Source organism: Haloarchaeobius pelagicus, from assembly GCF_051207375.1.
Taxonomy (GTDB): Archaea; Halobacteriota; Halobacteria; order Halobacteriales; family Natrialbaceae; genus Haloarchaeobius.
The window spans coordinates 668,112-692,683 of the sequence record NZ_JBPJZD010000001.1 but is presented as its reverse complement, the minus strand read 5'-3'; the positions used below and the strand labels follow the sequence as shown (position 1 = coordinate 692,683).

Sequence of the window (24,572 nt, the reverse complement as noted above, 5' to 3'; positions counted from 1 at the left end):
ATGTCACTGCACTCGCTGCTCGGCACCGACACCGACGACCCCTGCGGCTGCACCGCCTCCTTCGAGGGTGACCGGCTACTGCTCGACGCGACAGACTGCCCCGGCGGGGACCTCGCGACCGACCCGGACTGCCGGGCGACCGCCATCGTGGCCCTGGAATCACGGGACGCCGAGAGCGTGGTCGTCAGGGCCGCCGGGCTGGAACGGGCCTACGAGGACGACGCGGCCGCGTTGCTGGTCGCTGCCGGCCGGTTCGCCGACGCGGCCGCCTTCCACGACCCGGTGCTGGCGGGTCGTGCCCGGACCGACCCGCTGCGTGCCGCGGCCGACGCGACGGCTCGGGCAGGCCCAGTCGCCGACCTCGTCGCCGAGACCGGCCTCGCGCTCCTCGCAGACCGGGCCGCTGGCTACGACGACGCATTGCGGCCGTTCTCGGGGCCACCCGTCAGCAAGGCACGGGTCGCGGCGTCACTCCCACCCGGTGCGACGCTCGTCGCCACGCGCGAGACGAGAACCGATGCGACCGTCCGGGAGTACGAGGACGCCACGGGCCGGCGGTGCTACCACCTCGAACCCATCGAGTCACGACTCGACGAACCGGCCCTCGAGACACTCGCGGCCGCCTACGCTCACCTCGCCGATGGCCGAATCGACGGGGCGGCGCGGGCACCAGGCCGGGCGGTCCGGGCGGTCGCCGACGACGCTGCCCCGGTCGAGACCCTCACTCGCATCCTCCGCAAGCACACCCGCGAGTACGGCGTCCTCAGCGACCTGTTCGCCGACCCGGCCGTCTCGGACGTGTTCGCCTCCGCGCCGGTCACGGAGACCCCGCTCCGTGTCACCGCCGGGGGACACACCATGCCGACGAACGTCCGGCTCACCGGGGCGGCCGCAGGCGCGCTGGCCTCCCGGTTCCGCCAGGAGAGCGGGCGCGCCTTCTCCCGGGCCAGTCCGACGCTCGATGCCACGGCCGAGATGGCGGGCGACCCGGTTCGCGTCGCGGGCGTCACCCGCCCCGTCAGCGAGGGGTACGGGTTCGCCTTCCGGCGGAACGGGCGCGACGCCTGGACCCTCCCGCGACTCGTCGCCGCCGGGAGCCTCACCGCCGAGGCGGCCGGCTTCCTCTCGCTGGCGGTCGCACGTGCCGCCGCGATTCTCGTCGCCGGGACCCGCGGCGCAGGCAAGACGACGACGCTCGGGGCGCTGCTGTGGGAGCTTCCGCGACAGACCCGAACCGTCGTCATCGAGGATACCCCGGAGCTACCCGTCTCGGCGCTCCAGGCTGGCGGGCGCGACGTACAGGCCCTCCATACCACCACCGGCGACGGGCCGAGCATCGCTCCCGACGAGGCGCTCCGGACCGCCCTGCGACTCGGTGAGGGCGCACTGGTCGTGGGTGAGGTTCGGGGCGCGGAAGCGCGCGTGCTCTACGAAGCGATGCGGGTCGGCGCGAGCGGGAGCGCGGTCCTCGGAACCATCCACGGCGACGGCGGGACAGACGTGCGCGAGCGCGTCGTCGCCGATCTCGAGGTCCCCGAGTCCTCCTTCGGCGTCACCGACCTGGTCGTCACCTGCCGACCCGTCGAGACCGACACCGGAACCCAGCGTCGGGTCGCCAGCATCGAGGAGGTCCGGACCGGTGCCGACGGCGTGCACTTCGAGTCCCTGTTCGACCTCGACGGGACGACGCTCACCTCGACCGGCCGCATCGACCGCGGCGAGAGCGCCCTCGTGGCATCGCTCGCCGGACCGACAGAGACCTACGCGGACGTGCGAGCGGACCTCGCCGACCGGACGGACCAGCTGGCCGCACTGGTCGCTGACGGGCGAACCGAGCCCGCAGACCTGCCGGGGGCACCGTGTTGAGCGGTCTCGGGACGTGGTCCTGTCGGCACCTCGCCCGTGGCTACCCCTGGCCCGTCGACCCCAGCGACGACCTCGGGCAGGCACTCGCGTTCCTCGAGAGCGACCTCACCCCGGAGACGGTGACCCGGGCGGGCTACGTGACAGCCGCCCTCGGCGCGGTCCTCGTCGCGGTCGCCGGTGCGGCCCCCGGCCTCGACCCTGCCTCGGTCCCGGTGGTCGCACTCGCGGTGGGCCTCGCCGTCGCGCACGCGGTCCACTCGATTCCCGTCTGGCTCGCGAGCGTCCGGCAGACCGCCGCGCTCGGCGATGCCCCTGACCTCGTCGGTCGCGCCGTCCTCCGGATGCACATCGAGCCGACAGCCGAGGGTGCAGCAGCCTTCGCGGCCGAGACCGACGACGGCCCGCTGGCCGCCAGTCTCAGCCGCCACGTCCGACGGGCATCGGGGACCCCGGAAACCGGGTTCGGGTCGTTCGTCGCGGCGTGGCATGACGCCTTCCCGGCCCTCCGGCGCGCACTCCACCTCGTCGAGGCGGCGGCCGACGCGCCAGCCGGTGAGCGCGTCCGGACCCTCGACCGGGCGATGACGGCGGTCCTCCGGGGCACCCGTGACCGCCTCGCCACCTTCGCCGCGACCGTGCAGGGACCGGTCACCGCCATCTACGCCTTCGGCGTCCTGCTCCCGCTCGCGCTCGTCGCGGTCCTGCCCGCGGCCCGGGTCGCCGGTATCCCGGTGACGCTCGGCGCACTCGTCGTGGTCTACGATGGGCTGCTCCCTGTCGGACTCGTCGTCGTCAGCGCCTGGCTGTTCACCCGACGGCCCGTCGCGTTCCCGCCACCGGCGGTCACGCGAGAGCATCCGGACGTGCCGGACCGCCCCTGGCGGGCGCTGGCTGCCGGCGGGGTCACACTGACAGTGGCGGTCGTTGCCGTCCCCCTGCTCGCACCGGACTGGCTGGTTCCACTCGTCGCCCCCGCACTCGCCGCGGGCGTCGCGCTCTCGGTCTGGTACCGCCCCGTCTCGACCGTCCGGGACCACGCGAAGGCCGTCGAGGCGAACCTCGTCGACGCGCTCTACCTGGTCGGCCGTCGGGTCGCCGAGGGCGAGGCCGTCGAGGCCGCGCTCGACCACGCAGCGAGCGAGGTCGCCGGGGAAACAGGGGCCGTACTGACCGACGCGTGTCGCCGCCAGCGACAGCTCCGGGTCGGCGTGCGCGAGGCCTTCCTGGGCGAACACGGCGCGCTCGCAACCGTTCCGAGCCCCCGCGCCCGAAGCACGGCCGCGTTGCTCGGGCTGGCTGCCGACGAGGGCGCACCAGCCGGCCGTGCCCTCGTCTCGATGGCCGACCACCTGGAGGACCTCCAGGCCCTCGAACGCGAGTGCCAGCACGACCTCGCCCGGGTGACGGGGACCCTGCGGAGCACCGCGACGACGTTCGGGCCGCTGGTCGCCGGTGCGACGGTCGCGCTCGCAGACGGGATGCAACTCGACGGTGGGACAGGGTCCCTGACGGGCAGCGACCCGGCCGCAGCCACCGCCCCACCCCTCGCCACGGCCGACCTCGGTCTCGCCGTGGGTGCCTACGTCCTCGTACTCGCGGTCGTCCTCACCGTACTCGCGACCGGACTCCAGCACGGGCTGGACCGGAGTCTTCTGGGTGTGCGCGTTGGCCGGGCTCTCCCGACCGCGGCGCTGGTGTACCTCGGGGCGTTCCTGGCCGCCGGGGCGGTGGTTTGAGCGACGGAAACCGAATTGCCACTGTGGCGTGCGCTGGCGAGCGTGTCGGGCGAGGCACGGAGTGCCTCGAAGCGAACGGCGATAGCGCGGAACGAAGTTCCGCGAACCATTCGAGCGGGCCGAGAGCCCGCGAGAAGAAGCCGTGAGCAGGCCGCGAGCCAGAGGTGCGCGAGGGACGACCGGAGCGAAGCATCGCGGAGCGGAGGGAGTCGGCTGGGGAGGGTGTGGTGCGGTCTCCATCTCCGCCAGCGCGAGCACGACACTCGTCGTCACCGCCTACCAACGCCACCACGTCCACACAGGCCCCATCGACAGCGACGAGACCATCCCTTGCTTCCAGCCGCAGCCAAGCCTTCAAGTACGAACCCGCGGCCAGACGCGCCATGCCAGACCTCCCGATAGACGCGTGGTACTGCTGGGTCGGCCTCGCGGCGGCGAGCCTCGCCGTCGCAGGCGTGGCAGTCGAACTGCCGACCAGACCCGCTCCCGACGCGGCGGCCGCCGCCGACACCGTCGACGCGGTCGCCGCCGCCTCGTACCCGACCACGGCAGAGCACCCGATAGACGCGAGTGCGGTTCGCCTCGACACCCACCGTCTCTCGCTCCGGAATGCCGGCGGGGCCGCCCACGCGAGCTTCGCGTTCGGCCCGGTCGTCCCCGTCACGACCGGCACCAGACTCCACCGGGTCGCGACCGGAACACCGCCCGAGAGCGTGTTCGACTCGCCAGCAGCCTTCGCCGAGGCCGTCGCCGAAGCCCGGGCGCACGCCAGCGCCGGCGAGCCACGGTGGCGACCCGCCGGGAGCCGACTCCTGATCACCCGCGTCCACTGGGAGGGAACGAATGTCACGCTGGTCCATGCGTAGCGGGCAAGCCGCGACCGCCGACTGCCGGGCCCAGCTGGAGCCATCGGCCGCGCTCGTTGCCGTCTTCGCCGTCTGTGTCGGCCTCGCGCTGTTCGCCGGGACCCTCGATTCCACGCTGGCGCGGGTCGACGGCGACGACGAGGTTCGTCGCGACCTCGCGACACCCACGCTCGGGCAAGCCCACGCCGCAGTCGCGCCCGATGGCATCGCGAATCCGGAGCGCCTCGCTGCCGCCGCGGCAACGGCCGGTCCCGACGGCTACCACGTCGCCGTCACGCTCACCGCCGAGGGCGAGCGCTGGCGCGCCGGTCCCGCCGCCCCACCGGACGTTTCGACCGCGGTCCGGCCGGTCAGCGTCCGACTCGACCCGGGCGTCGTGGTCAGCGGGACCCTGCGCGTGGAGGTGTGGCCGTGAGAGCTGGCGAGCAGTCACGCGGGGTCAGTACGGTCCTCGACGTGACGCTCTGCCTGCTGCTCGTCTCGGCGAGCGTCCTCGTGGTCGTGACCGCCGAGCGTCCCGACCGCTCCGACGCGACCGGAGCCGACCATGCCGTCGAACTCCTCGGGGCCACGACCGCGACGGTCGAGTACTCCCTCGCGCCGGGAGCGCGGCAGGCTGACCGGTCTCTCGTGGCGTTTCCGACGACCGAGGGCGACGCCTTCGACCGAGAAACACACGGGTCACTGGCCGACCTGCTCGCCCGGGCCGCCATCGCGAACGCGACCATCGACGGACAGCCCATCTCGCACGCTGGCGACGACTACGAGCGCGCCGTCGCGAACGCGACTCGGCGGCGGCTCGGTGGGCTGGACCAGGAGTGGCAGGTCGTCGCGGCCTGGGAACCGACCGGCGAAGGCCCGGTTCGCGGGCAGGTCACCGTGGGAGACACACCGCCAGCGTCCACCGACGTGCACGCCGCGAGCATCCGGGTCGCGGTGGGGCCAGTGGTCGACACCGCCGCACCTGACGACTGGAAGGACCTCGCCTACCGGACTGCCTCGCGCACGATTGGAACCCTGTTCCCGCCGGACCGGGGCCGGCTCGCACTACTCGGGGACTACCCGGGTGACCGCCTGACTGCGTACCGGTACCGTCGCGCGGCCGGGGTCCTGGCGACGGGCCTCGACGGCACACTCGACGAGGCGGCGACTCGTCGCGCCAACCAGCGACTGACCGCGGCCCTCGCGGGGCGGGTCGAGCCAGCGCTCCAGCGTCGGTACGATTCGCCGGATGCGGCAGCCGACGCGACTGCACCAGGGACCGTCGTCGTCACCGTCAGGACGTGGTCGGCATGAGACTGGCAGACGACGAGCGGGCGCGGGTCCCCTTCGCCCTCGTCGGCGTCCTCCTGCTGGTCAGTAGCGCGACGCTGGTCGGCACGCTCGCGACGCGGGCACCCGGCGGGACGACACCCGACGCAGCCCTCGCCGCGGAACGGGCCGACACCGCGGTGAGCACCGCGCTCCGGGGCGCAGTCCGGCGGGCGAGCGCCAACGCCGGCGCGAACCCGGTTCTGTCGACCGCGGACACCCCCTACGGCCGGATTCTGAACGACTCGGCACCGTTCCGTGACGTGCTTCGCCTGCGGATCTACCGGCAGGCACAGACCGCGCTCTCGCAGGTCGACGTTCGTGTCGGGGACGCGCGGGCGACGGCGAGTCTACCCCTGCTCTCCGACCCGACCACGGCACGCCTGGCGAAACACCGGGTCCACCTCGAACGGACCGGCAACGGGAGCATGCGAGTCCGCATCGAGAACGTCACCGTCAGGGTTCGCGTCGGCGGTCGGGTGGTCGCCACCGAGGAGCGGCCGGTCCGGTTCACCGTCGCGACCCCCGTCCTGCTCGTCCACGAGCGCGTGGCCGACTTCGAGGCCCGCCTGAACCGCGGCCCGACCGAGGGCCCCGGTTTCGGCCGCCAGTTCGCCGCCCGCCTCTACGCCTGGGCCTGGGCGCGAGGCTACGTCCAGTACGGCACCAGCACGGCTGGCAAGACGGGCCAGGACGGCGGGGTCGTCTCGAACGTCCTCTCCACCCAGTACGTCTCGCTCTCGGCGAACGAGGCTGCCCTCGCGACACAGAAGGGAAGCTTCGGCCGCCCGGACGACGCCGGAAAGCGCGCACTCGGGAGAGCCCGTGCCCGCATCCTCGCGAGCGAGGTCATCGGGCAGGCCCAGTCCGTCGAGACCGGGATGTCCCCGGAGCAGTGGCTGGACCTCGTCCTCGGTGACCCGGGCGGGACGCTCGCCAACGCCGGGCCGGACATCCCGGAACCAACTGCACCCGAGACGACCGCCAGCGACCCGGTCAGCGTCGGTGTCAACGAGAGCGCGGACGACGCCTTCAGGGACCTGGTGGCCGAGAGTGGTGACGGCTCCGAATCGGCCTCGCTCCCCGACATCGTCCGCGAAACCTACAGCGCGGACGTGTTCATCCGGAGTTCGGTGACCCGCGTCGCCCACGACCCGGAGCCGGACCCCGAATCGCCAGGCCCGGGGTGGGAGCTGGTCCGGACCGAGGAATCCCAGTCGACGACTGTCCGCCATGGCGACGCTGCCATCCCGGACCCCCGGTACGGACTGTCCCGCCTCCAGACCGACGAGCGCGTCGTGACCGTCACCCGGACGACGCGGTGGCGCTGGCAGCACGCGAACCGCTCCACCGACCGGCCATGGAACGCGAGTTCGCCCGAGACCCGGGTGACGAACGCGACCCACAGCAGCCGGTACCAGGTGGGTCTGGCAGTCGTCGCGACTCCCTCGCCCGGCACAGACGGTCCTGACGCCCCTATCCAGGGCGTGTTCGAGCAGCCCGGGCCGCTCGGTGACGGGAACCTGGTCGACGTGCGCGCTGCGGCGGGCGACCTCGTGGATTCGCGCGGCGGGCCAGACGCCCTGGCGCGCCGGGCCGTCACCGCAGACCTCGACGAGAGCGGGACCCGACTGTCCGGCGACCCCCCAGCAGGAATCGAGTCGTTCGTGTACGCCGGGCTCCCCGAACTCCGCGAGACCGTCCGGAACCTCTCGGTCGAACGCGCCCGCGGCGACCTCGCCACGACGGCGACGCCTGCGGCCGACCTCGCCGAGCGGATACGGGACAGACAAGCCGAACTCGTGGACGCACCGGCCCAGTACGACAGCGTCGCCGAGCGCGCCCGAATCGCGGTTCGCGTCGCCTATCTCGACCACGTTCGCGCGGAACTGCGCGAGCGCGCCAGCAAGACGACCCACGCCCGGAAGGGCCTCGGGTCGGTCCTCGGGGACTACGGTCTCTCCCTCGACAGTCTGGCGGCGACGATGGACGCCCAGGAGCGGGCGGCGGTCCCCGAGGGCCGGTCCTTCGGCCACGGCGGCCCGACCGGACCGGTCCAGCTGGCGGTCGACGGCGTCCCCTCCTATCTGGTGGTGAACGAGGTCGAAAGCCATCGCGCTCCGGCCATCCGCTCCTCGGGCTTTCACCCCCTGGCGGCGCGGAACATCAACCTGTTCACCGTCCCCTACGGCGACGCGGGCGACACCGTGGTCGACGCATCGACCGAGGACGCCGACGCCTCGACCGTCGACCTGCGGGTCGCGACGCGAGCGCTGGTCGCGATGGAGTACGCGAGCAGTCTCGTCGAGACGGAAGCGGCCAATCGGAAGCGGGCCGCACTGGAAACATCGGTCTCAGACTCGCTCTCGGGCGTCCAGGACCGCATCGCGGCCGACCTCGCAGCCGAAACCGACCTGAACCGACCGGCCGCCGAGACGGCGGTCGCGGCGGCCCTGGACCGCTGGCCGACGACCGGCACGCGAGCACAGGCCGCGGTGAACGGCTCGCTTGCGCCCGCAGTCGCCGAGACCGTGCTTGCCCACTCGGACCGCCAGCGGACCACCCGCTGGCGAGACGAACTGACGGTCCTCGCGCGAGTATCGATACGAGACGCCGTCCGGGCAGAGACCGCCAGAACGGACGAGGCGGCCGTCGCGGACGCCGTGGGTTTCCTCCGGTCGAAACAGGACACGCTGGCCAAGGCGGCCAACACGGCGGGGGCGGCCCAGTTCGACCGCGCGGCACGCGCGTCGCGGTACGGGAACGAATCGCGGCTGTCGGTGTTCGCCGGGGTCCCGCTCGTCCCGTTCTACTCGTGGGTCGCCACGGTGAACGTCTGGGTCGTCGACGTCCGCGGGACCTACGCCCGGTTCACCGTCCGGGCGCGCCAGGGCGGCCCCGACGACCCCGGCGGGTCGTTCGTCTACAGTCGAGACGGCGGCCCCGTCGCGGTCGACCTCGACGGCGACGGCGTCCGGGAACGACTCGGCCGAGCCGACCGCGTCACCTTCGAGAACCAGGTCGGCGTGCTCGTGGTCGTCCCGCCCGGCAAGAACGGTGTCGGCGACTTCGACGGGAACATGGACGAACGCTCACCGGGCTGGCCCTGTCCCGGACCGACGGTGTGGCCGCCGCGCGAGTCCACGAACTCGACCGCGTCGACCGGATGCAGCAAGCCCTTGTACCGGCCCACCGAAGCGTCCGCTCATGTTCCACGAACAGCGGATGGACGTGTCGGGCCTGTCGCCGGCCGACCTCGAAGCCGAGTACGCTGAGGACCTCGCCGCGGTCGTCGACAGCGTCGGCATCGACACGGTCGTCGGGTCGACGGGCCTCGACAAGTCGAGCGTGAAGGCACTCGCCGAGGGTGACCTCCCTGAAGACTTCAGTCTCGAAGAGGCCGCGGAAGTGCAGTCGCTGGCCGACGGCGTCGCCGACCCCGAGACCGTGGTCACCATGGCCTGCGAGCACCTCCTGCTCGGCATGACGACCGGCGTGATGGACATCGAGACCGTGGCAGCCGACCTCGACGGCTCGCTCGACCTCGACCCGACCGAGGTCCAGCAGAAGATCGAACGGCGCGCCCCGATGTCGTTCCACGAGTTCGTCCACATCCAGCACGTCATCGCGAGCAAACAGCCCTGAACTGGCGGCTTATGTCACACAACGGTAGCGGTATCAGTGGGGACTCCCAACGTCCGTGCAAATGCGTGTCGCGATTCTCGGCTGTGGGTACGTCGGGCTCGAACTGGGACGACAGCTGACCGAAGCTGGCCACGAAGCCATCGGGGTCAGACGCTCCGACGACGGAATCACCGCCATCGAGGAGTCGGGATTCACCGCGGTCCAGGCGGACCTGCTCGACGGGGACTCGCTCGCGTCGATACCGGACGTCGACACACTCGTCTACGCCGCCAGCACCGGTGGCCGCGGGGCCGACGCCGCCCGCCGAATCTACGTCGAGGGGATGCGGACTGTGCTCTCACACTTCGCCGAGCGCGAGGACCCGCCGGAACGGCTGGTCTACACCTCCAGTACGGGCGTCCACGGCGACCACAACGGCGACTGGGTGGACGAGGAGACACCGCTCTCGCCGACCACGCCGAAGACCGAGGTGCTGGCCGAGGCGGAGGAACTCGCGCTCTCGGCGGGTGACTCGTTCGGCATCGATGGGACCGTCGCCCGGTTCTCGGGGCTGTACGGCCCCGACCGCTACCGGCTGGAACGCTATCTGGAGGGTCCGGTCACCGAGGGCTACCTGAACATGGTCCACGGCGAGGACGCCGCCGGTGCAGTGGCGTATCTCCTCACCGAGGACCTCGCCCGCGGCGAGGTCGTGCAGGTCACCGACGACGAACCCGTCTCGAAGTGGGAGTTCGCCGACTGGCTGGCCGAACAGGCCGCGGTCGACGAGCCGCCGAAGCAGACCATCGAGGAGCGCCTCGCACAGGGCGACCTCTCCGACGCAGGTGAACGTCGACTCAGGACCTCGAAGCGGTGTTCGAACGAGAAACTCCGGGCTCTCGGCTACGAGTTCAGGTACCCGACGTTCCGCGAAGGATACCGTCACGCGGTCGATTTGTACCGTCAGAGACACGCTTGACGGTCTTGGGGAACCTTCTTACCGGTCGCCCGTGAGAACTGGAATATGTGGTTCGCTGCCACCCCGGCGGTGTTGGTCTCCCGTGCCGCCGGCGTCGTCGACTCCGCCACGAACGACCCCGTAGTACTCGGTGGGCTCGTGGCGGCCGTGCTGGTCCTCGGGCTCGCCGGCTGGGTCGGCCTGAAGCGACTCCGCCGGACGGAGGGCGAGAAGTTCCTCCGGGCGATTCGCAAGAACGACGCGGTCAGCATCCTCCTTCATCCGAACCCGGACCCGGACGCGATGGCGAGCGGGATGGCCGTCGCCCAGCTCTGTCGACACGCCGGGGTGGACGCAACGTTGCAGTTCCCCGGCGAGATACGCCACCAGGAGAACCGGGCCTTCAGAACGGTCCTCGACCTCGACGCCGAGCACATCGAGACGGCCGCCGACCTCGCCGGTGACGCGGTCGTCCTCGTCGACCACAACACGCCCCGCGGCTTCCAGGGCTCGCAGGGCGTCGAACCGTACGCGGTCGTCGACCACCACCCCGGGAACGGCACCGGCACCGCGTTCACCGACATCCGGACCGACTACGGCGCGTGTGCGACCATCTTGGCGGAGTACTTCGACGACCTCGATGCGTCGGTCGGGAACGGGAACGGCGACGGCGTGAGCCTGCCGCCCCGCACCGCGACCGGCATGGTGTACGGCATCCAGTCCGACACCAACCACCTCACGAAGGGCTGTTCCTCTGCGGAGTTCTCCGCCAGCAGCTACCTCTACCCGGGCGTGAACGAGGACCTGCTCGACCGCATCGCCAACCCGCAGGTCCCCCGGGAGGTCCTGAAGACGAAGGCGAAGGCCATCCACGAGGTCGACGTCGACGGCCCGTTCGGCGTCTGTGACCTCGGCGCGATACCGAACGTCGACGCGATTCCGCAGGCAGCGGACGAACTGATGCACTTAGAGGGCGTGTCCGCGGTCGTCGTCTACGGCGAGAAAGACGGCACCATCCACATGTCGGGCCGGTCGCGCGACGACCGCCTCCACATGGGTGAGGCGCTCAGGACCGTCGTCGCGGACATCCCGATGGCCGAGGCCGGTGGCCACGCCCGCATGGGCGGCGGCCAGATCTCCAAGGACCACATGGAGGGCCTCGGCCCCTCGAAGGGCGTCTCGCGCGACCAGTTCAAGCAGCGACTGTTCGAGGCGCTCGCCGGCGAGCGCCAGTGACCACCGAACGGACGCCTTTTCTTCCCGACTCCCGAACCGACGTGCATGGTTACGAGCACGGCGACGTGGGCCTACCGCGACGCGTTCCACGAGTCGTTCGGCCGGACGTACTTCCGGCGCTTCGGCGACAGCCTCGTGTCGAGTATCGGCGTCGGGACGTACCTCGGTGACCCGACGGACGCGGTCGACGAGCGCTACCACGAGTCCATCGTGAAAGCGCTGGAGTCGGGCATCAACGTCGTCGACACCGCCATCAACTACCGCTGTCAGCGCTCCGAGCGTGTCGTCGGCGAGGCAGTGAAAGCGGCCGACGTCGAGCGCGACGCCGTCCTCGTCTCGACGAAGGGCGGGTTCGTCCCGTTCGACGGCGAGCGCCCCGCGGACCCGGGCCAGTACGTGCAGTCGGAGTACGTCGATTCGGGCATCGTCGACCCCGACGACCTCGTGAGCGGGTGTCACTGCATCGCGCCGGGCTACATCGCCGACCAGCTGGACCGCTCGCTCGACAACCTCGGGCTGGACCACATCGACCTCTACTACGTCCACAACCCCGAGACGCAACTGGTCCAGAAATCACACGAGGAGGTGTACGACCAGCTCGAGGCGACGTTCGAACTGCTTGAACGGCGGGCCGACGAGGGCGACATCCAGCACTACGGCGTTGCGAGCTGGGAGTGCTTCCGGGTCGGTCCCGGACACGACTCCTACCTCTCGCTGTCGGAGGTCGTCGGGCGTGCCCGGTCGGCCGCCAAGACCGTCGGGAACGCGGCGACGCACTTCCGGGCCATCCAGCTTCCTTTCAACGTCCACATGGCCGACGCGTTCACCGTCGAAAGCCAGTCCTCCGCCGACGGAACGGTGAGTACCCTCGCGCTTGCCCACCAGGCCGACCTCGACGTGTTCACCAGCGCCTCCATCCTGCAGGGCGACCTGACGAGCGAGTTGCCCGACGAGGTGGCCGCGAAGCTTTCGGGTGACTCAGTAGTTCAAAAGGCCATCAACTTCGCGCGGTCCGCGCCCGGCGTGACGAGTTCGCTGGTCGGCATGAGCCGCCCGGAACACGTCGAAGAGAACGTCGCCGCGGGGACGTTCGACCCGATGGGCGCGGACGCGTTCGACTCGACGTTCGAGTAAGTCGCTGGATTGGGGGAGACCAGTCGCTACCGGTTCGAAGAAAGGAGAATCGCCCCCGCGACCCCGCGTTTACCTGATCTCCTTCCACTCGCCACCGCAGTCCGGACAGGTTCGTACCGTTCCGATGGCGTCCGGGTCGTTCTTCGTCTTCAGCGTCTTCCCGCACTCTGCGCAATTGAGACGTTCGTACGTGTCCTTCTCGAGCGTGCCGTCGCGTAGGGCTTTCCTGACCGACTTCATAAGCGGCGCTACGATGGGGGAGGCCAAAAGTACCGTGGTGTCTCGGCTTTCGATTCGTAAAGTTTGAACCGACCCGGTCGATAGGTCCGAACGTGACTGCACAGACCGACACACGTGGCCGCGGCGGGGTTCGTCGCTGGCGTGTGTTCGGGTCGCTCTGTGCGATGGTGTTCCTCGTCAACTTCGCCCGCGTCGTCTTCGCACCCCTGCTCGACCCCTTCCGGGCGGCCTTCGGTATCACCTCGGAGGGGGCCGTGGGCCTCATCGCGACGCTGGCGTGGGTCGGCAGCGCCCTCCCGCGCATCCCGACCGGGTACCTGCTGACCCGGGTCCCCCGGCATCGGGTGGTCCTCGGGACCGGCGTCGTCCTCACGGTCGCGACGACGTTCACTGCCTTCGCCGGGTCGCTCACGCTGGTCTACCTCGGCGCGTTCCTCATGGGCCTGGCCAGCGGCGCGTACTTCATCGCCGCGAACCCGCTCGTGAGCGAACTGTTCCCCGAGCGCGTCGGCCGCGCCATCGGCATCCACGGGATGTCGAGCCAGCTCGCGGCCGTGGGCGCACCGCTGTTCGTCGGCCTCGTGTTGCTCCGGGAGTCCTGGCAGGTTCCGGGGCTGGGCGAACTGGCGGCCTGGCGCGTCGTGATGCTCACCCTCGCGGTCGTGGCCGCGGTGACGACCGTCGCGTTCTACCGGGTCGCCAGCCGCTCCGCGATGCCGACTGCCGGGGCCGACGACCGGAACCTGCTGGTCGCGCTGAAGCGCCAGTGGCGCATCATCCTGACCGGCGTCGTCGTCCTCGGCGGGACCGGGTTCGTCTGGAACGGGCTGTTCAACCTCTATGTCCGATACCTCTCGGTCGCGAAGGGCCTCGCCCCTGCCCAGGGCCGGACCCTGCTCACGCTCGTCTTCCTCGCAGGTGTCCCCGCGTTCTTCCTCACCGGCGACCTCGCGGACCGCATCCCGCACGTCCCCCTGTTACTCGGCGTGCTCGGGGCGTTCGCGGGCTGCCTGCTGGTGCTGACGTACGTCTCGGGCTTCCTCCCCATCGTGGTCGTCACCCTGGTCCTCGGCTACGTCGTCCACAGCGCGTTCCCCGCGATGGACACGTTCCTGCTCGACTCACTCCCCGACGAGAACCGGGCGTCGGCGTACGCGCTCTACTCGGGCGTGGTGATGCTCGTCGGGGCCACGGGGAGCGTCACCGTCGGCGCGCTCGTCGACCTCGGACTCCAGTACGACGAGGTGTACCGCGGCTTCGCGGTGATACTCGTCGCCATCCTCGGCATCCTCGTCGCCCTCTACCAGCTGGACCGGCTCCCGTCCGGCGCGGACTGATCGCCGGCGACCGCCACCCCGGGCAGAGTCGGCAACCCGCGCCCCAAGTCGGGGCCGTTTTTTAACTCCGGTCCTGAATGGCGGGTGATGGAGTACGTCCAGGAGCGGGTCGCGACGCTCCACGACCTGACGAACCCCTGCCCGGACGCCCCCACCGACCGGACCGCCGTCGTGGTTCCCATGACCGAACGGGAGTACGCGGGGCTCGCCGCCGAGCAGGTGCTCTCGACGCTCGCCGAGGTGGACCCCGCCTCGGTCATCGTCCCCCTGCGCGCCCCGGCCGAGCGCGTCCCCGACTTCCACGAGTGGCTCGGCTCGTTCGACCTCGACATCGAGTTGCTGTGGTGCTCGGCCGACTCGGTCTCCGACCTCCTGCACGAACACGGGCTGGAGAACGGGTTCGGGAAGGGCCGGGACGTGTGGCTGGCGCTCGGCCTCGCCGCCGAGCGCGCCGACTTCGTCGTCGTCCACGACGCCGACACGAAGAGCTACAGCGAGGCCCACGTCCCGCGCCTGCTCTCCCCGCTCGACCAGGGGTTCGACTTCTCGAAGGGCTACTACGCCCGCGTCGAGAACAATCAGCTCTACGGCCGGCTGTTCCGGCTGTTCTACACGCCGCTGGTCCGTGCGCTCGACGACGCCCATGACCACCCGTTCCTCGACTACCTCGACGCCTTCCGGTACGCGCTCGCCGGTGAGTTCGCCATGACGGCCGACCTCGCCCGGCAGGTGCGTGCCCAGCGCGCCTTCGGCCTCGAAGTCGGCGTGCTGGCAGACACCTACGAGCACGCCGGGTTCGAGGGGACCGCACAGGTCGACCTCGGCCGCCACGAGCACGACCATCGGTCCGTCTCGGGGCCGACCGGTCTCTCGGACATGTCGACGCAGGTCGGCCGGGCACTGTTCAACGCGCTCGCCGACCACGGCATCGAGCCCGACTTCGACACCCTCCCGGAGCGGTTCGAGGACGCGGCGGGGACGCTGGTCCGGCAGTACGCCGCCGACGCGAAGTTCAACGGCCTCGAGTTCGACGCAGCCGGCGAGCGCGACCAGGTCGCGACCTACGCCGACGCGGTCGTCGAACCCACGGTCGACACCCGGCTGCCCGCGTGGGACGACGCGCCCCTCGTCCCCGAGGACGTGGCCGCCGCCGCGACCGACGCGATGGCCCGCGTAGTCGAATGAATCTTTGCGCTTGGTGTCATCTGCACTACCATGCGCGTCAGCGCGGACGAACTCGCCGGTGTCGTTGAGTTGTTCGGGGGACTCACCCGTGACGAACTGTACGAGGCGCTCTCGGAACTCGCCTACCGCGAGGGCGAGGAGCTAGACGGGGCGGACGCCGGGGAGACCCTCGACGCGGCCATCAAGAGCTACCATCTGGTCGAGTACGAGCGCGACGACGGCGAGCCACTGTTGGTCGCCGGGCCACGGGCGTTCCCCGAGCAACCGCCACACAGCGAGGACCTCCCGCACATCATGGACGTGGCCGAGCGCGACGTCGACCGGGAGGAACTGGGTGCGGGCGTTCGGGCGACCCTGGAGGACGAAGCGACGGCGGCCCTCGCCGGGGGCGACACCGACCGCATGCGGGAGCTGGTCGACGTGAGCTACGACCTCGAGGCCTGGGCACCGGTGGACTGCACCGCCATCCGGACCCGGCTCGACGCGCGCCTCGACGACTGAGCCAGACAGGACACCGCCCGTTGCGCAGAGAGTGAACGCTTTACATTTCTGGTGCATACGTACTCTCGATGGACCTGCGTCGCGTCGCCGAGTTCACCCCGCGTCCCATCGAGGACCAGAAACACGATGCCGGGGTGCTCATCCCCGTCATCGAACGGGACGGCGAGTACCACCTGCTGTTCACGAAACGCGCCGACCACCTCGGCAAACACCCCGGGCAGATGAGCTTCCCCGGCGGTGGCAATGAACCCGGGGACGTCGATATCCAGGAGACCGCACTCCGCGAAGCCTACGAGGAGATCGGCCTGCACCCCGACGAGGTCGACCTCGTCGGCCGCCTGGACGACATCCGCACGATCACCGAATATGCGGTGACGCCGTTCGTCGGGATGGCCCCCGACCGGGCCTACGACCCGAACGAGCGCGAGGTCGCGGAGGTGGCGCTCCTGCCGGTGTCGGCCCTGCTCGACGACGAGAACTACGAGTACGAGCATCGCGACCACCCCTACTACGGCGAGATAGTCATCCACTACTTCCACGTCAACGGCTACACCGTCTGGGGCGCGACGGGGCGAATCCTCGTGCAGTTGCTCGAACTGACGACGGACTGGCGCGCCCCGATGCGGCTCGACCGGCGCATCTGACCACGCCGGCACAAACGCTTTCTCTCGCCCACCAGAATCCGCACTCGTGAACCGCAGAGCCGTGTTGACCGAACTCGGGTCGGCCGCCCTCCTCGCGAGTCCCCTGGTCGCCTACGGCGTGGGACAGCCCGACCCCGAGCCGGAGCACTGCCCGTCCTTCCAGACCGATGCCAGCGCCACGGTCTGCCGGGGTGACGATGCCCCGGTGACGATTCGGGTCGAGAAGTCGGTCGGTCCCGAGACCCGGGTGGATTCGGTCCGGTTCGTCGTGAGGAACGGGACCTCGGAACCGTGGCTTGTCGGCCCCAACTCGTGGGACCTCCACAAGTGGACTGCGGCAGGCTGGCGACACGTCGCTCCTGAAAACGTCTGGCCGACAGCGGTCAGGCTCCAGCCGTCGGCCCGGTACAGCTGGGTCATCGGGCCGAACGGAACTGGAACCGAGGGGGAGACGGTCATCGACGAGGTCGCACTCGAACGCGGACAGTGGGCGTTCTCGACCGTGGCCCGACCCGAGGCAGCGGACGCCGAACGGGGGTTCGAACTGGTCGCGACGTATCGCGTGCCCTGAGATAATCGGGAAACAGGTTCTTGCCGGTGGCGACCATCAGTTGCGACCAGTATGTCCACACCCTGTCTCTACTGTGAGAGCGACGTCGAGCGCCACGACCCGGTGTACGTCCGCGAGGGAAGCGAAACCGACGAGAAACCGTTCTGCAACTACGCCTGTCTCGCGGCCTACATCGACGACGAGGAACTCACCTTCGGGACCTCGTGTGAGTGGTCGCCGGAGTAGCTGCGGTACCTCGAACTCGTCAGCTTCCCCCGGCGATACTTCGTGTGCTCCGACACGCTTATCCCAGAAGCTGGCCTGTCTATCAGTACATGGTCGCCCAGACGATGGATCGAGTTCCACTCGACCGATAGCCTATCATTCTGTTTCACTAGCGGAGGTATTGTACGATGTTGACCAGAGGCCTCACCCTGCCCAGGACCGGCCTCGACGGCGTCGCGCTCAAGCCCAAGGAGGTCGATATCTCCCAGGCGGTCGGCCTCGACGTCGATATGCTGGCGGTTGACTACGAGGGCCGCGAGCACCTCCCCGACGCGTCGGTCCTGCGTGACCTCGCGGAGACCTCGACGGTCATGGTCACGACGCCGGTCCGCGCCGACGGGTTCGACCCCCTCGGCGACGACTCGCTGGCACAGACGCTACCCGAGGAAATCCGGCGCATCCTGGTCGCCGGCCACCCCGCCTACCTCACCGACGACGAGAAGGGCCGGGCGATTGCACCGCGACTCGGCGCGGCCCGGAAGGTCGATGCCGAGGCGTGGGTCGGCACGGAGGGCATCGAGCGCATCGCGATGGCCGCCGGTGGCACGCAGTTCGAACTGCTCTCGCGCTCGACCGCGCGGGACCTGCGCGCCCTCAGGGCTGCGGGCTTCGACGGCGAAGTCGCCATCTACGCACCCACCGTCCTCACCGACGACGAGGACGCGGTGCTGGACGCCGTGGGCGGGTACATCTCGCGGCGCGGTGCGGTGGCGCGGGCGCTGCCCGACGGCTGCGCGACGGATTCGACTGCGACCGGCCGGGCGCGGGAAGTGCTCCTCAAGGCGAGCACCGACTTCGCGCTGGTCGGCGATACTGACACTGTCAGGGAGCGCGTTTCGGAGCTGAAAGAACTGGGAGCCGACTACGTGGTCGGCTATCCTGCTCGTGGGCTGGACGAGTTCCTGAACTGAGTCCTGAACTGCGGTTTTCGAAGCTACTGGTCAGAGCGGATACCGTAGCCGCGTCGACCAGTCAACCCGTTCCTCCCTCGCGTCCCCACGGAAGAACAGCCCGGAGAGTGTGTACTCGCCGGTCGGAACGCAGCTCCGGTCGTTCGTGTACGACAGCACGAAGTAGGGCCGCGCTATGACGCCGCCTGACTCGATGTTGTAGCGTTCGAGGCTGTCAGGGACGTGGGCTGCATTGAGCGCGTTCCAGCATGCTCCCTCCCGGTCAGTCGGCACGACGGCGAATTCAGGTTCTTCGGGAGCTTCTGGGGCTGTTCCGTACACCGAGTAGACGGAATCATCGACGGGAACGAGTTGAATCCTGTGGGCATCCGAACCGGTCCCTTCACCGGACTCGTACGCGATGAAGGAGGAGAACGGGAACGTAGGAGCGGCCCAGACCGTCTGGTCGTCCGAACTGGTGTTCTCGATTGCGATTCGGAGAACGCCGGGCGACGATTCGTCGGCTACGGATTCCACGCTGACGAGGAGCGAGAAAGCCTCGTCTATCCGCGACCGTTCGGCCGTCGAGGACTGCGGTGTTTCCTGTCTAGTCGCGCCCAGGCAACCAGAGATTCCGAGCGACCCGCAGGTGGAGAGCTGGAGGAAGGTGCGGCGCTTCACAGGTGATGTTCGTTTTGGCGTGGTAAGAATCCCGACGATTACCTGACAGCAACCGGGTCTACAGTGGTTGCTGGTTGCATTGACAGTCACCCACGACAGAAGGTTTACCTCACCCCCACTGGCACGTCCGGTATGCACCTCGCGCGACACACGACGACGACCCTCGGCGAGTCCCTCGATTCCGCCGAGGTCGCGCTGCTGCCGACAGGCAGCGTCGAACAGCACGGCCCCGCCCTCCCCCTCGGAACCGACTTCATGGCGGCCGAGGCGGTCGCCGACGCGGTGGCCGACCGCGACGACGTGGTCTGCCTCCCGACGCTCCCGGTCGGCGTCAGTGAGCACCACCGGCAGTTCGACGGGACGCTGTGGACCGACCCCGAAACCTTCGAGAACTACGTCTCCGACGTGCTTTCGAGCATGGCCAGCCACGGCGTCCGCAAGGCCGTCATCGTGAACGGTCACGGCGGAAACACCGACGCCATCACCCGGGCCGCCCGGCGACTGCGCCGGAACGAGACCGCCTTCGCCGCACCCTGGAACTGGTGGTCGAACCTCGAAGGACTGGACGCCGAACTGTTCGGCCAGGCCGGCATCGGCCACGCCGACGAGGTCGAGACGAGCATGGTCATGCACATCCAGGGAGACCTCGTCCGCGAGGAGAACCTCGAAGACGCAGAGGACGGCGCGGCCGACTCGTGGGGCAAATCGGTCCACGGCGCGAACGTCGGCTTCGACACCGCCGACTTCTCGGAGTCGGGCGCGGTCGGGCACCCGACCAGCGGCTCGCCCGGCGCGGGCAAGCAACTGTTCGCGAAGGCGACCGACGAACTCGACGCGCTGGTTGACTGGCTGGCCGCCCGTGAATTCGCTGCGTTGCTCCCGGAGGACCACCGATGACGGGGGGCGACTCCGACATCCCCGAAACCGTCGCCGTCGTCGGCGGCGGTGCGGTCGGGACTACCGCGGCCTACGACCTCGCCCGCGACGGTGCCGACGTGACGTTGTTCGAGGCCGGCGACATCGCCAGCGGGAGCACCGGGCGGGCCTCGGGCATCTGCTACGACGCCTTCGCCGAGGACGTCGACGCCGCGGTCGCCCAGCGCGCCCTGGAACGCTTCCGGGCGTTCGACGGCCAGGGCGACTTCGAACTGTCGCCGTGGCCCTACGTCTGGTTGGCGCGCGAGGGGGACGAGAAGCGTGCTGACGCAATCCGCGAGCAGGTACCGCGGATGCAGAAACACGGCCGGAACGTCGAGTTGGCCGACCTCGAAACCCTCGAATCAGAGTTTTCTGACCTGAACCTCGACGACGTGGCGGTCGCCGCGGTCGCCCACGACGCGGCCCACGTCATCCCGCCGACCTACCCGCCGCTGCTGGCCGAGAAAGCAGCCGAGGCGGGCGCGACGGTCCGGACCAACACGCCCGTGGCACTCAGCACCGACCCGACCGGTGTCGTGGTCGACGGCGAGGACGAAGTTGCGGAGTTCGACGCGGTGCTCGTCGCGGCCGGCGCGCACTCGAAGCAGTTGCTCGCCGCCGTGGACGTCCCCATCGCGATGAAACCCTACCGCGTGCAGGCGCTCACGGCCAGTGACGAGCTCGATATCCCCATCTGCTACGACGCGACCGGTGGGTTCTACCTGCGGCCCCATCCCGATGGGCTGCTGGCGGGCGATGGCACCGAGGAGGTCGAATCGGACCCTGACGACTGGAACCGCGACGCCGACGACTGGTTCGTCTCGGACGTGTCGGCGGGCGTGGAGCACCGCGCTGGCTGCTCGCCCGACGTCGAGCGCACCTGGGCCGGACTGTGTACGGCGACCCCGGACCACGACCCGCTGCTCGGTGAATTACGAGACGGGCTCTACGTCGCGACCGGCTTCCAGGGCCACGGGTTCATGCGGTCGCCGGCGCTGGGCGAGGCTATCGCTGCGCAGATTCGCGGCGGAGAGGGTATCGAGCCGTTCGACCCGACCCGGTTCGACGGGGACGAGGAGTTCGAGATTGTCGAAGGGATGGATGTGGAGTAGCGAGGTTCCGACCGCAGGGAGGAACCTCGAAAGCGAGCGGCGGAGCCGCGAGCCATGGCGTGAACGCGACCGCAGGGAGGAACCTCGAAAGCGAGCGGCGGAGCCGCGAGCCATGGCGTGAACGCGGCCGCAGGGAGGAACCTCGGGAGCGAGGTTCGGAACGAGCGAAGCGAGTGAGAACTTCGAACGCGAGTTATTCTTCCGTCTCCTCGTCGTCGTCGGGTTCGGCGATGGTGACGGTGTCGACGGGTTCGTCGTCCGTCTCGGCCTCTTCTTTCGGAATCTCGATCTCCAGCGTGCCGTTCTTGCGGAGCGTCGCCTTCGCGTCCTCGGCGTTGACGAGTGCGTCGTCGGGCAGTTGCGCGTGGCCGTCGAGGGACATGCCGCGGCCGGGGACGCGCATCTCGTAGTCCTCGTAGAACTGGCGGAAGCGGTCGATTCGGACCTCGACCGCACCGTCGATGTACCGGACCTGCACGTCGGACTGCGTGGTCCCGGGGGCGTCGAACACGACGAGGTAGGCGTCGTCGGATTCGAGTACGTCGACCGGAATCGGGCGGTTCTCCTGCATCTGGCTGGCCGCGCGGCCGACCTGCTTCAGGACCGAGTTGCTCACCGACTTGCCGATGTCTCGGAGCGTCATAGTTCGATTTCCTCGAGGCAGCCGTCGCCCTGACAGTACGGACAGACGAAGTCCGCGACCGTCACGTCGTCGGGCATGTCGTACGTGTAGTGCAGTTCGAACATGTCCAGCTCACAGTCACCGTCAGTACACTTGACTTCCATCGTCGCGGGCATACCCGATGGTTCGGTCGACAGGGGAAAACAGTTTTCGGAGGGCGGAACGCTTTTCTCCGACTTGCCGAACATGTTGTTGATGGGTACCAATTGGTCTGCCACCGTCGTCGCGGTGGCGCTCCTCCTCGCAGCGGTCGCCGGCCCGACGACCGTGCCGGCGGCAGCCGACACCTCGCCAGCGCTGACCGAAAGCACCGCCGGAAACGACGCGGTCGAGCGAACCCTCGTGGTTCACCTGACACCGGACGACCCCGGACACGTCGAGTTGGTCGCCGACTTCGACGTCGCCGAGAACGTCACCGGGCTCGACGTCGCGCTCCCGCAGGGGGCGACCGTGATCGAGCGCACCGGGTTCGAGACCCGCGGGGGGCAGTGGACGTACACCTGGGACGGCGAGACGCAGACCCCGAGCATCCGCATCAGACTCGAGGCCAACCAGCAGCTGTTCGGGAGCTACAACTTCTACGACGCGGGCGACTGGGCACTGGTGCCGACCCGGTTCCCCGCCCGCTTCTTCACCGACGGTGCGGAAACGTACCACTCCTGGGAGGACGACACCCTCCCGACGACCTACGAGGCGGCAGGTGAGGGCGTCGTCGGCGACCGCATGGCGTTCCTCGGTGACCACGATGCGCTTGAATACGAGTCACAGGGCCGGAAGATGACGCTCGTCGTCCCCGACACGACCCAGGTCGACACCTCGGCCGTGTTCGGCACCCTGACGTACGCGATGGACAACCTCGACGTCCACTACGGGAACGACGACATCCGCGTGTTCGTCGCCCCGGACCCGATCCGCCGAGGCGGCCTCCAGGCCGGGAACACCGACATGTGGGTGCATCACTCCGGCGACGTGAACGACCCCGACAACGTCTGGGTCCACGAGTACATCCACACGCGTCAGCGCTTCACCACGACCCACAAGATGGACTGGTTCTTCGAGGGGAGCGCGGACTACATGACCGCGCTGCTGACCTACCAGGAGAACCGGATCACGTTCGACGAGTTCTACCAGCACGTCTCGACCGACCGCGACGCCGCGTCGCAGTTGAGTTCGGAGGACCGGTGGACCTCGGAGTTCGCCGAGTACACCAAGGGCCGGCGCGTCCTCGCGGCACTCGACGCCGAGATTCGCCAGGCAACCGGGGGGACGAACACGGTCGAGGACGTGTTCTACCTGCTGAACGTCCGCGGCGAGGAGGTCACCGTCGCGAACTTCCAGGAAGCGGTGGTCGACGTGAGCGGTGACGAGTCCCTTCGCGACTGGGTCGAGCGATACGTGACGACCGACGCCGTCCCGGAGGTCCCGGAGAACGAGTCGCTGTTCGCCGAGCCCGAGGGCCCGCTGGATTCGGACGACGACGGTCTCACCGACGCGGAGGAGAACCGTCTCGGGCTGAACCGGCTGAATCCGGACACCGACGGCGACGGCATCGACGACCAGACCGAGCGCGAGCTCGGAACCGACCCGACGAAGAAGGACACCGACGGCGACGGTCTCGACGACGGTACCGAACGGGAGTTCGCCGGCACGGACCCGACCGTCGCCGACACCGACGGTGACGGCCTCGACGACGGCACCGAGCGCTACGATACGAACACCGACCCGACCAAAGCGGACACCGACGGCGACGGGGTCCCGGACGGCGAGGACGCCGCACCGACCGACGCGTCGATCCAGACCGCGACGGCGACGAGCACGCCCGAACCGACCGAGTCTGCGACGGAAGCCCCGACCACGACGCCGGTGGCGACCGAGACGACGACCCCGACAGCGGATGGCTCCGAGAGCGCGATTCCGGGCTTCGGTGTCGGTACAGCCCTGGCCGCGCTGGCCGTGGTTGGCGCGACGACGATACTGGGGCGGCGCGACTGAGGAGCCTCGCTTCGGTGCTGGCCGGGCGCGACTGGACCGCCCCGCAGAATAACAACGTTCTGTTGCTTCTCGACGTTACCGCGGGGTGACCTGATGACAGGGGTGACAACGACCTGAATACGGCATGGCCCCACTAGTGAACTGCCCACGGAGGGAGTACAATGGCAACAAACACACAGGTACGTATCGGGCACTGCTCGCCGGACGCCCCTGCAGTCGACGTATTCGTCGACGGCGAGAAGGTCGCATCCGACATCTCGTTCACGGACGTCAGCGACTACATGGAGGTCCCAGCGGGGAGCCACGACGTGAAGATCTGTCCCGCCGGGAAGCCGGACCAGCCGGTCATCGAGAAGTCGTTCGAACTGGAAGCAGACCACGAGTTCACCGTGCTGGCGATCGGTGAGCTCGCGGACATCGATACCCTCGTCCTGAACGACAAGAACGAGGAGAAAGAGAACGCGGGCCGGGTCCGCTTCGTCCACGCTGCCCCGGACGCCGGCACCGTCGACGTCGCGTTCGACGGGGCGAGGCTGTTCGCCGATATGCCGTTCGGGAAGGCCGGTGCGTACGCGAGCGTCGACGCTGGGAGCTACGAGCTGCAGGTCATGCCCGCGGGTGAAGACGAGTCCGTCCTCAAGGTGCCAAACGTCACCGTCGAGGCCGGCAAGACCTACACCGCGTTCGCGGTCGGGAAACTGAGCGACGATTCGCTCGACGCCATCATCACGCTGGACCACCAGCCGATGGTCGCGCCCTGACCGGCGACACGCAGCGACTCGATTTTTTCGAACCAGCCACGACGGTTCCGCACTCGTTTTACC

Annotated in this window: 25 protein-coding genes; 21 read left to right on the top strand and 4 right to left on the bottom strand. The window is 69.5% G+C overall.

Annotation, left to right across the window (positions count from 1 at the left end):
• The 10 genes from ACSC1S_RS03555 to ACSC1S_RS03510 all read left to right on the top strand — a co-directional run bounded on the left by ACSC1S_RS03555 (position 1) and on the right by ACSC1S_RS03510 (position 12,731).
• Positions 1-1,866: an ATPase, T2SS/T4P/T4SS family gene (locus ACSC1S_RS03555; protein WP_435363187.1), complete on the top strand. Its 1,866-nt coding sequence runs from the start codon at positions 1-3 to the stop codon at positions 1,864-1,866.
• On the top strand, positions 1,860-3,602 hold the full coding sequence (locus ACSC1S_RS03550) for a hypothetical protein (RefSeq protein WP_435363186.1): 1,743 nt from the start codon (positions 1,860-1,862) through the stop codon (positions 3,600-3,602). Before ACSC1S_RS03555 ends, ACSC1S_RS03550 begins: the two co-directional genes overlap by 7 nt.
• A 383-nt stretch (positions 3,603-3,985) precedes the next feature.
• Entirely contained in the window at positions 3,986-4,468 is a 483-nt protein-coding gene (locus ACSC1S_RS03545; RefSeq protein WP_435363185.1) for a DUF7283 family protein, read from the top strand.
• Positions 4,446-4,883, top strand: coding sequence for a DUF7285 family protein (locus tag ACSC1S_RS03540; RefSeq protein ID WP_435363184.1), 438 nt, complete (start codon positions 4,446-4,448; stop codon positions 4,881-4,883). Before ACSC1S_RS03545 ends, ACSC1S_RS03540 begins: the two co-directional genes overlap by 23 nt.
• Positions 4,880-5,764, top strand: coding sequence for a DUF7284 family protein (locus ACSC1S_RS03535; RefSeq protein ID WP_435363183.1), 885 nt, complete (start codon positions 4,880-4,882; stop codon positions 5,762-5,764). The genes ACSC1S_RS03540 and ACSC1S_RS03535 overlap by 4 nt, the downstream gene beginning before the upstream one ends.
• Complete coding sequence (locus tag ACSC1S_RS03530; RefSeq protein ID WP_435363182.1) at positions 5,761-9,054, top strand: DUF7286 family protein; 3,294 nt, start codon at positions 5,761-5,763, stop codon at positions 9,052-9,054. The genes ACSC1S_RS03535 and ACSC1S_RS03530 overlap by 4 nt, the downstream gene beginning before the upstream one ends.
• A complete protein-coding gene (locus ACSC1S_RS03525) occupies positions 8,987-9,424 on the top strand; it encodes a DUF5791 family protein (protein WP_261650435.1) in 438 nt (145 codons plus the stop codon). Before ACSC1S_RS03530 ends, ACSC1S_RS03525 begins: the two co-directional genes overlap by 68 nt.
• A gap of 61 nt (positions 9,425-9,485) precedes the next feature.
• On the top strand, positions 9,486-10,382 hold the full coding sequence (locus ACSC1S_RS03520; RefSeq protein WP_435364583.1) for an SDR family oxidoreductase: 897 nt from the start codon (positions 9,486-9,488) through the stop codon (positions 10,380-10,382).
• A gap of 45 nt (positions 10,383-10,427) precedes the next feature.
• Entirely contained in the window at positions 10,428-11,597 is a 1,170-nt protein-coding gene (locus tag ACSC1S_RS03515; RefSeq protein WP_435363181.1) for a DHH family phosphoesterase, read from the top strand.
• Positions 11,598-11,642: 45 nt separating this feature from the next.
• Positions 11,643-12,731, top strand: a complete 1,089-nt coding sequence (locus tag ACSC1S_RS03510) for an aldo/keto reductase (protein ID WP_435363180.1) — start codon at positions 11,643-11,645, stop codon at positions 12,729-12,731.
• A 69-nt stretch (positions 12,732-12,800) separates the two neighbouring features.
• On the opposite strand, the gene ACSC1S_RS03505 is transcribed toward ACSC1S_RS03510, so the two are convergent.
• On the bottom strand, positions 12,801-12,971 hold the full coding sequence (locus tag ACSC1S_RS03505; protein WP_261650432.1) for an HVO_0758 family zinc finger protein: 171 nt from the start codon (positions 12,969-12,971) through the stop codon (positions 12,801-12,803).
• A gap of 164 nt (positions 12,972-13,135) precedes the next feature.
• Here ACSC1S_RS03505 and ACSC1S_RS03500 point away from each other — a divergent pair, with 164 nt between their 5' ends.
• The 7 genes from ACSC1S_RS03500 (at position 13,136) to ACSC1S_RS03470 (ending at position 18,384) form a co-directional block, all read left to right on the top strand.
• Complete coding sequence (locus tag ACSC1S_RS03500; protein ID WP_435364582.1) at positions 13,136-14,308, top strand: MFS transporter; 1,173 nt, start codon at positions 13,136-13,138, stop codon at positions 14,306-14,308.
• An 87-nt stretch (positions 14,309-14,395) separates the two neighbouring features.
• Positions 14,396-15,493: a glycosyltransferase family protein gene (locus ACSC1S_RS03495; RefSeq protein WP_435363179.1), complete on the top strand. Its 1,098-nt coding sequence runs from the start codon at positions 14,396-14,398 to the stop codon at positions 15,491-15,493.
• Between the two features lie 30 nt (positions 15,494-15,523).
• Entirely contained in the window at positions 15,524-15,994 is a 471-nt protein-coding gene (locus tag ACSC1S_RS03490) for a DUF7109 family protein (protein ID WP_435363178.1), read from the top strand.
• A gap of 68 nt (positions 15,995-16,062) precedes the next feature.
• A complete protein-coding gene (locus tag ACSC1S_RS03485; protein WP_435317472.1) occupies positions 16,063-16,638 on the top strand; it encodes an NUDIX hydrolase in 576 nt (191 codons plus the stop codon).
• A 46-nt stretch (positions 16,639-16,684) separates the two neighbouring features.
• A complete protein-coding gene (locus ACSC1S_RS03480) occupies positions 16,685-17,209 on the top strand; it encodes a hypothetical protein (RefSeq protein ID WP_435363177.1) in 525 nt (174 codons plus the stop codon).
• Positions 17,210-17,260: 51 nt separating this feature from the next.
• Positions 17,261-17,434: a hypothetical protein gene (locus ACSC1S_RS03475; RefSeq protein ID WP_435363176.1), complete on the top strand. Its 174-nt coding sequence runs from the start codon at positions 17,261-17,263 to the stop codon at positions 17,432-17,434.
• Positions 17,435-17,601: 167 nt separating this feature from the next.
• Positions 17,602-18,384 (top strand): DUF7388 family protein, encoded by a 783-nt coding sequence (locus ACSC1S_RS03470; RefSeq protein WP_435363175.1) that lies wholly within the window; start codon positions 17,602-17,604, stop codon positions 18,382-18,384.
• Positions 18,385-18,414: 30 nt separating this feature from the next.
• Here the strand turns inward: ACSC1S_RS03470 and ACSC1S_RS03465 are convergent, their stop codons facing one another.
• A complete protein-coding gene (locus ACSC1S_RS03465) occupies positions 18,415-19,044 on the bottom strand; it encodes a DUF8130 domain-containing protein (RefSeq protein WP_435363174.1) in 630 nt (209 codons plus the stop codon).
• Positions 19,045-19,176: 132 nt separating this feature from the next.
• Between ACSC1S_RS03465 and ACSC1S_RS03460 the strand changes: the two genes are divergently transcribed.
• Positions 19,177-19,941 (top strand): creatininase family protein, encoded by a 765-nt coding sequence (locus ACSC1S_RS03460; RefSeq protein ID WP_435363173.1) that lies wholly within the window; start codon positions 19,177-19,179, stop codon positions 19,939-19,941.
• The gene (locus tag ACSC1S_RS03455) at positions 19,938-21,074 is read left to right on the top strand and encodes an NAD(P)/FAD-dependent oxidoreductase (protein WP_435363172.1); all 1,137 of its coding nucleotides are present in this window, start codon (positions 19,938-19,940) and stop codon (positions 21,072-21,074) included. Before ACSC1S_RS03460 ends, ACSC1S_RS03455 begins: the two co-directional genes overlap by 4 nt.
• Positions 21,075-21,267: 193 nt before the next feature.
• On the opposite strand, the gene ACSC1S_RS03450 is transcribed toward ACSC1S_RS03455, so the two are convergent.
• Both ACSC1S_RS03450 and ACSC1S_RS03445 read right to left on the bottom strand, forming a co-directional pair.
• On the bottom strand, positions 21,268-21,717 hold the full coding sequence (locus ACSC1S_RS03450; protein ID WP_435363171.1) for an Hsp20/alpha crystallin family protein: 450 nt from the start codon (positions 21,715-21,717) through the stop codon (positions 21,268-21,270).
• A complete protein-coding gene (locus ACSC1S_RS03445) occupies positions 21,714-21,872 on the bottom strand; it encodes a DUF7559 family protein (RefSeq protein ID WP_435317465.1) in 159 nt (52 codons plus the stop codon). The genes ACSC1S_RS03450 and ACSC1S_RS03445 overlap by 4 nt, the downstream gene beginning before the upstream one ends.
• A 79-nt stretch (positions 21,873-21,951) precedes the next feature.
• Here ACSC1S_RS03445 and ACSC1S_RS03440 point away from each other — a divergent pair, with 79 nt between their 5' ends.
• Entirely contained in the window at positions 21,952-23,748 is a 1,797-nt protein-coding gene (locus tag ACSC1S_RS03440) for a M61 metallopeptidase family protein (RefSeq protein ID WP_435363170.1), read from the top strand.
• Between the two features lie 161 nt (positions 23,749-23,909).
• Positions 23,910-24,509, top strand: coding sequence for a DUF4397 domain-containing protein (locus ACSC1S_RS03435; RefSeq protein ID WP_435363169.1), 600 nt, complete (start codon positions 23,910-23,912; stop codon positions 24,507-24,509).
• Positions 24,510-24,572: the final 63 nt, after the last annotated feature.

Bases quoted from the DNA above. Each gene is read 5' to 3' on its own strand.
- ACSC1S_RS03555 (WP_435363187.1), top strand. From the start codon at position 1: ATGTCACTGCACTCGCTGCTCGGCACCGACACCGACGACCCCTGCGGC.
- ACSC1S_RS03545 (WP_435363185.1), top strand. From the start codon at position 3,986: ATGCCAGACCTCCCGATAGACGCGTGGTACTGCTGGGTCGGCCTCGCG.
- ACSC1S_RS03540 (WP_435363184.1), top strand. From the start codon at position 4,446: ATGTCACGCTGGTCCATGCGTAGCGGGCAAGCCGCGACCGCCGACTGC.
- ACSC1S_RS03530 (WP_435363182.1), top strand. From the start codon at position 5,761: ATGAGACTGGCAGACGACGAGCGGGCGCGGGTCCCCTTCGCCCTCGTC.
- ACSC1S_RS03525 (WP_261650435.1), top strand. From the start codon at position 8,987: ATGTTCCACGAACAGCGGATGGACGTGTCGGGCCTGTCGCCGGCCGAC.
- ACSC1S_RS03520 (WP_435364583.1), top strand. From the start codon at position 9,486: ATGCGTGTCGCGATTCTCGGCTGTGGGTACGTCGGGCTCGAACTGGGA.
- ACSC1S_RS03515 (WP_435363181.1), top strand. From the start codon at position 10,428: ATGTGGTTCGCTGCCACCCCGGCGGTGTTGGTCTCCCGTGCCGCCGGC.
- ACSC1S_RS03510 (WP_435363180.1), top strand. From the start codon at position 11,643: ATGGTTACGAGCACGGCGACGTGGGCCTACCGCGACGCGTTCCACGAG.
- ACSC1S_RS03505 (WP_261650432.1), bottom strand. From the start codon at position 12,971: ATGAAGTCGGTCAGGAAAGCCCTACGCGACGGCACGCTCGAGAAGGAC.
- ACSC1S_RS03500 (WP_435364582.1), top strand. From the start codon at position 13,136: ATGGTGTTCCTCGTCAACTTCGCCCGCGTCGTCTTCGCACCCCTGCTC.
- ACSC1S_RS03495 (WP_435363179.1), top strand. From the start codon at position 14,396: ATGGAGTACGTCCAGGAGCGGGTCGCGACGCTCCACGACCTGACGAAC.
- ACSC1S_RS03490 (WP_435363178.1), top strand. From the start codon at position 15,524: ATGCGCGTCAGCGCGGACGAACTCGCCGGTGTCGTTGAGTTGTTCGGG.
- ACSC1S_RS03485 (WP_435317472.1), top strand. From the start codon at position 16,063: ATGGACCTGCGTCGCGTCGCCGAGTTCACCCCGCGTCCCATCGAGGAC.
- ACSC1S_RS03475 (WP_435363176.1), top strand. From the start codon at position 17,261: ATGTCCACACCCTGTCTCTACTGTGAGAGCGACGTCGAGCGCCACGAC.
- ACSC1S_RS03470 (WP_435363175.1), top strand. From the start codon at position 17,602: ATGTTGACCAGAGGCCTCACCCTGCCCAGGACCGGCCTCGACGGCGTC.
- ACSC1S_RS03460 (WP_435363173.1), top strand. From the start codon at position 19,177: ATGCACCTCGCGCGACACACGACGACGACCCTCGGCGAGTCCCTCGAT.
- ACSC1S_RS03455 (WP_435363172.1), top strand. From the start codon at position 19,938: ATGACGGGGGGCGACTCCGACATCCCCGAAACCGTCGCCGTCGTCGGC.
- ACSC1S_RS03450 (WP_435363171.1), bottom strand. From the start codon at position 21,717: ATGACGCTCCGAGACATCGGCAAGTCGGTGAGCAACTCGGTCCTGAAG.
- ACSC1S_RS03445 (WP_435317465.1), bottom strand. From the start codon at position 21,872: ATGCCCGCGACGATGGAAGTCAAGTGTACTGACGGTGACTGTGAGCTG.
- ACSC1S_RS03440 (WP_435363170.1), top strand. From the start codon at position 21,952: ATGGGTACCAATTGGTCTGCCACCGTCGTCGCGGTGGCGCTCCTCCTC.
- ACSC1S_RS03435 (WP_435363169.1), top strand. From the start codon at position 23,910: ATGGCAACAAACACACAGGTACGTATCGGGCACTGCTCGCCGGACGCC.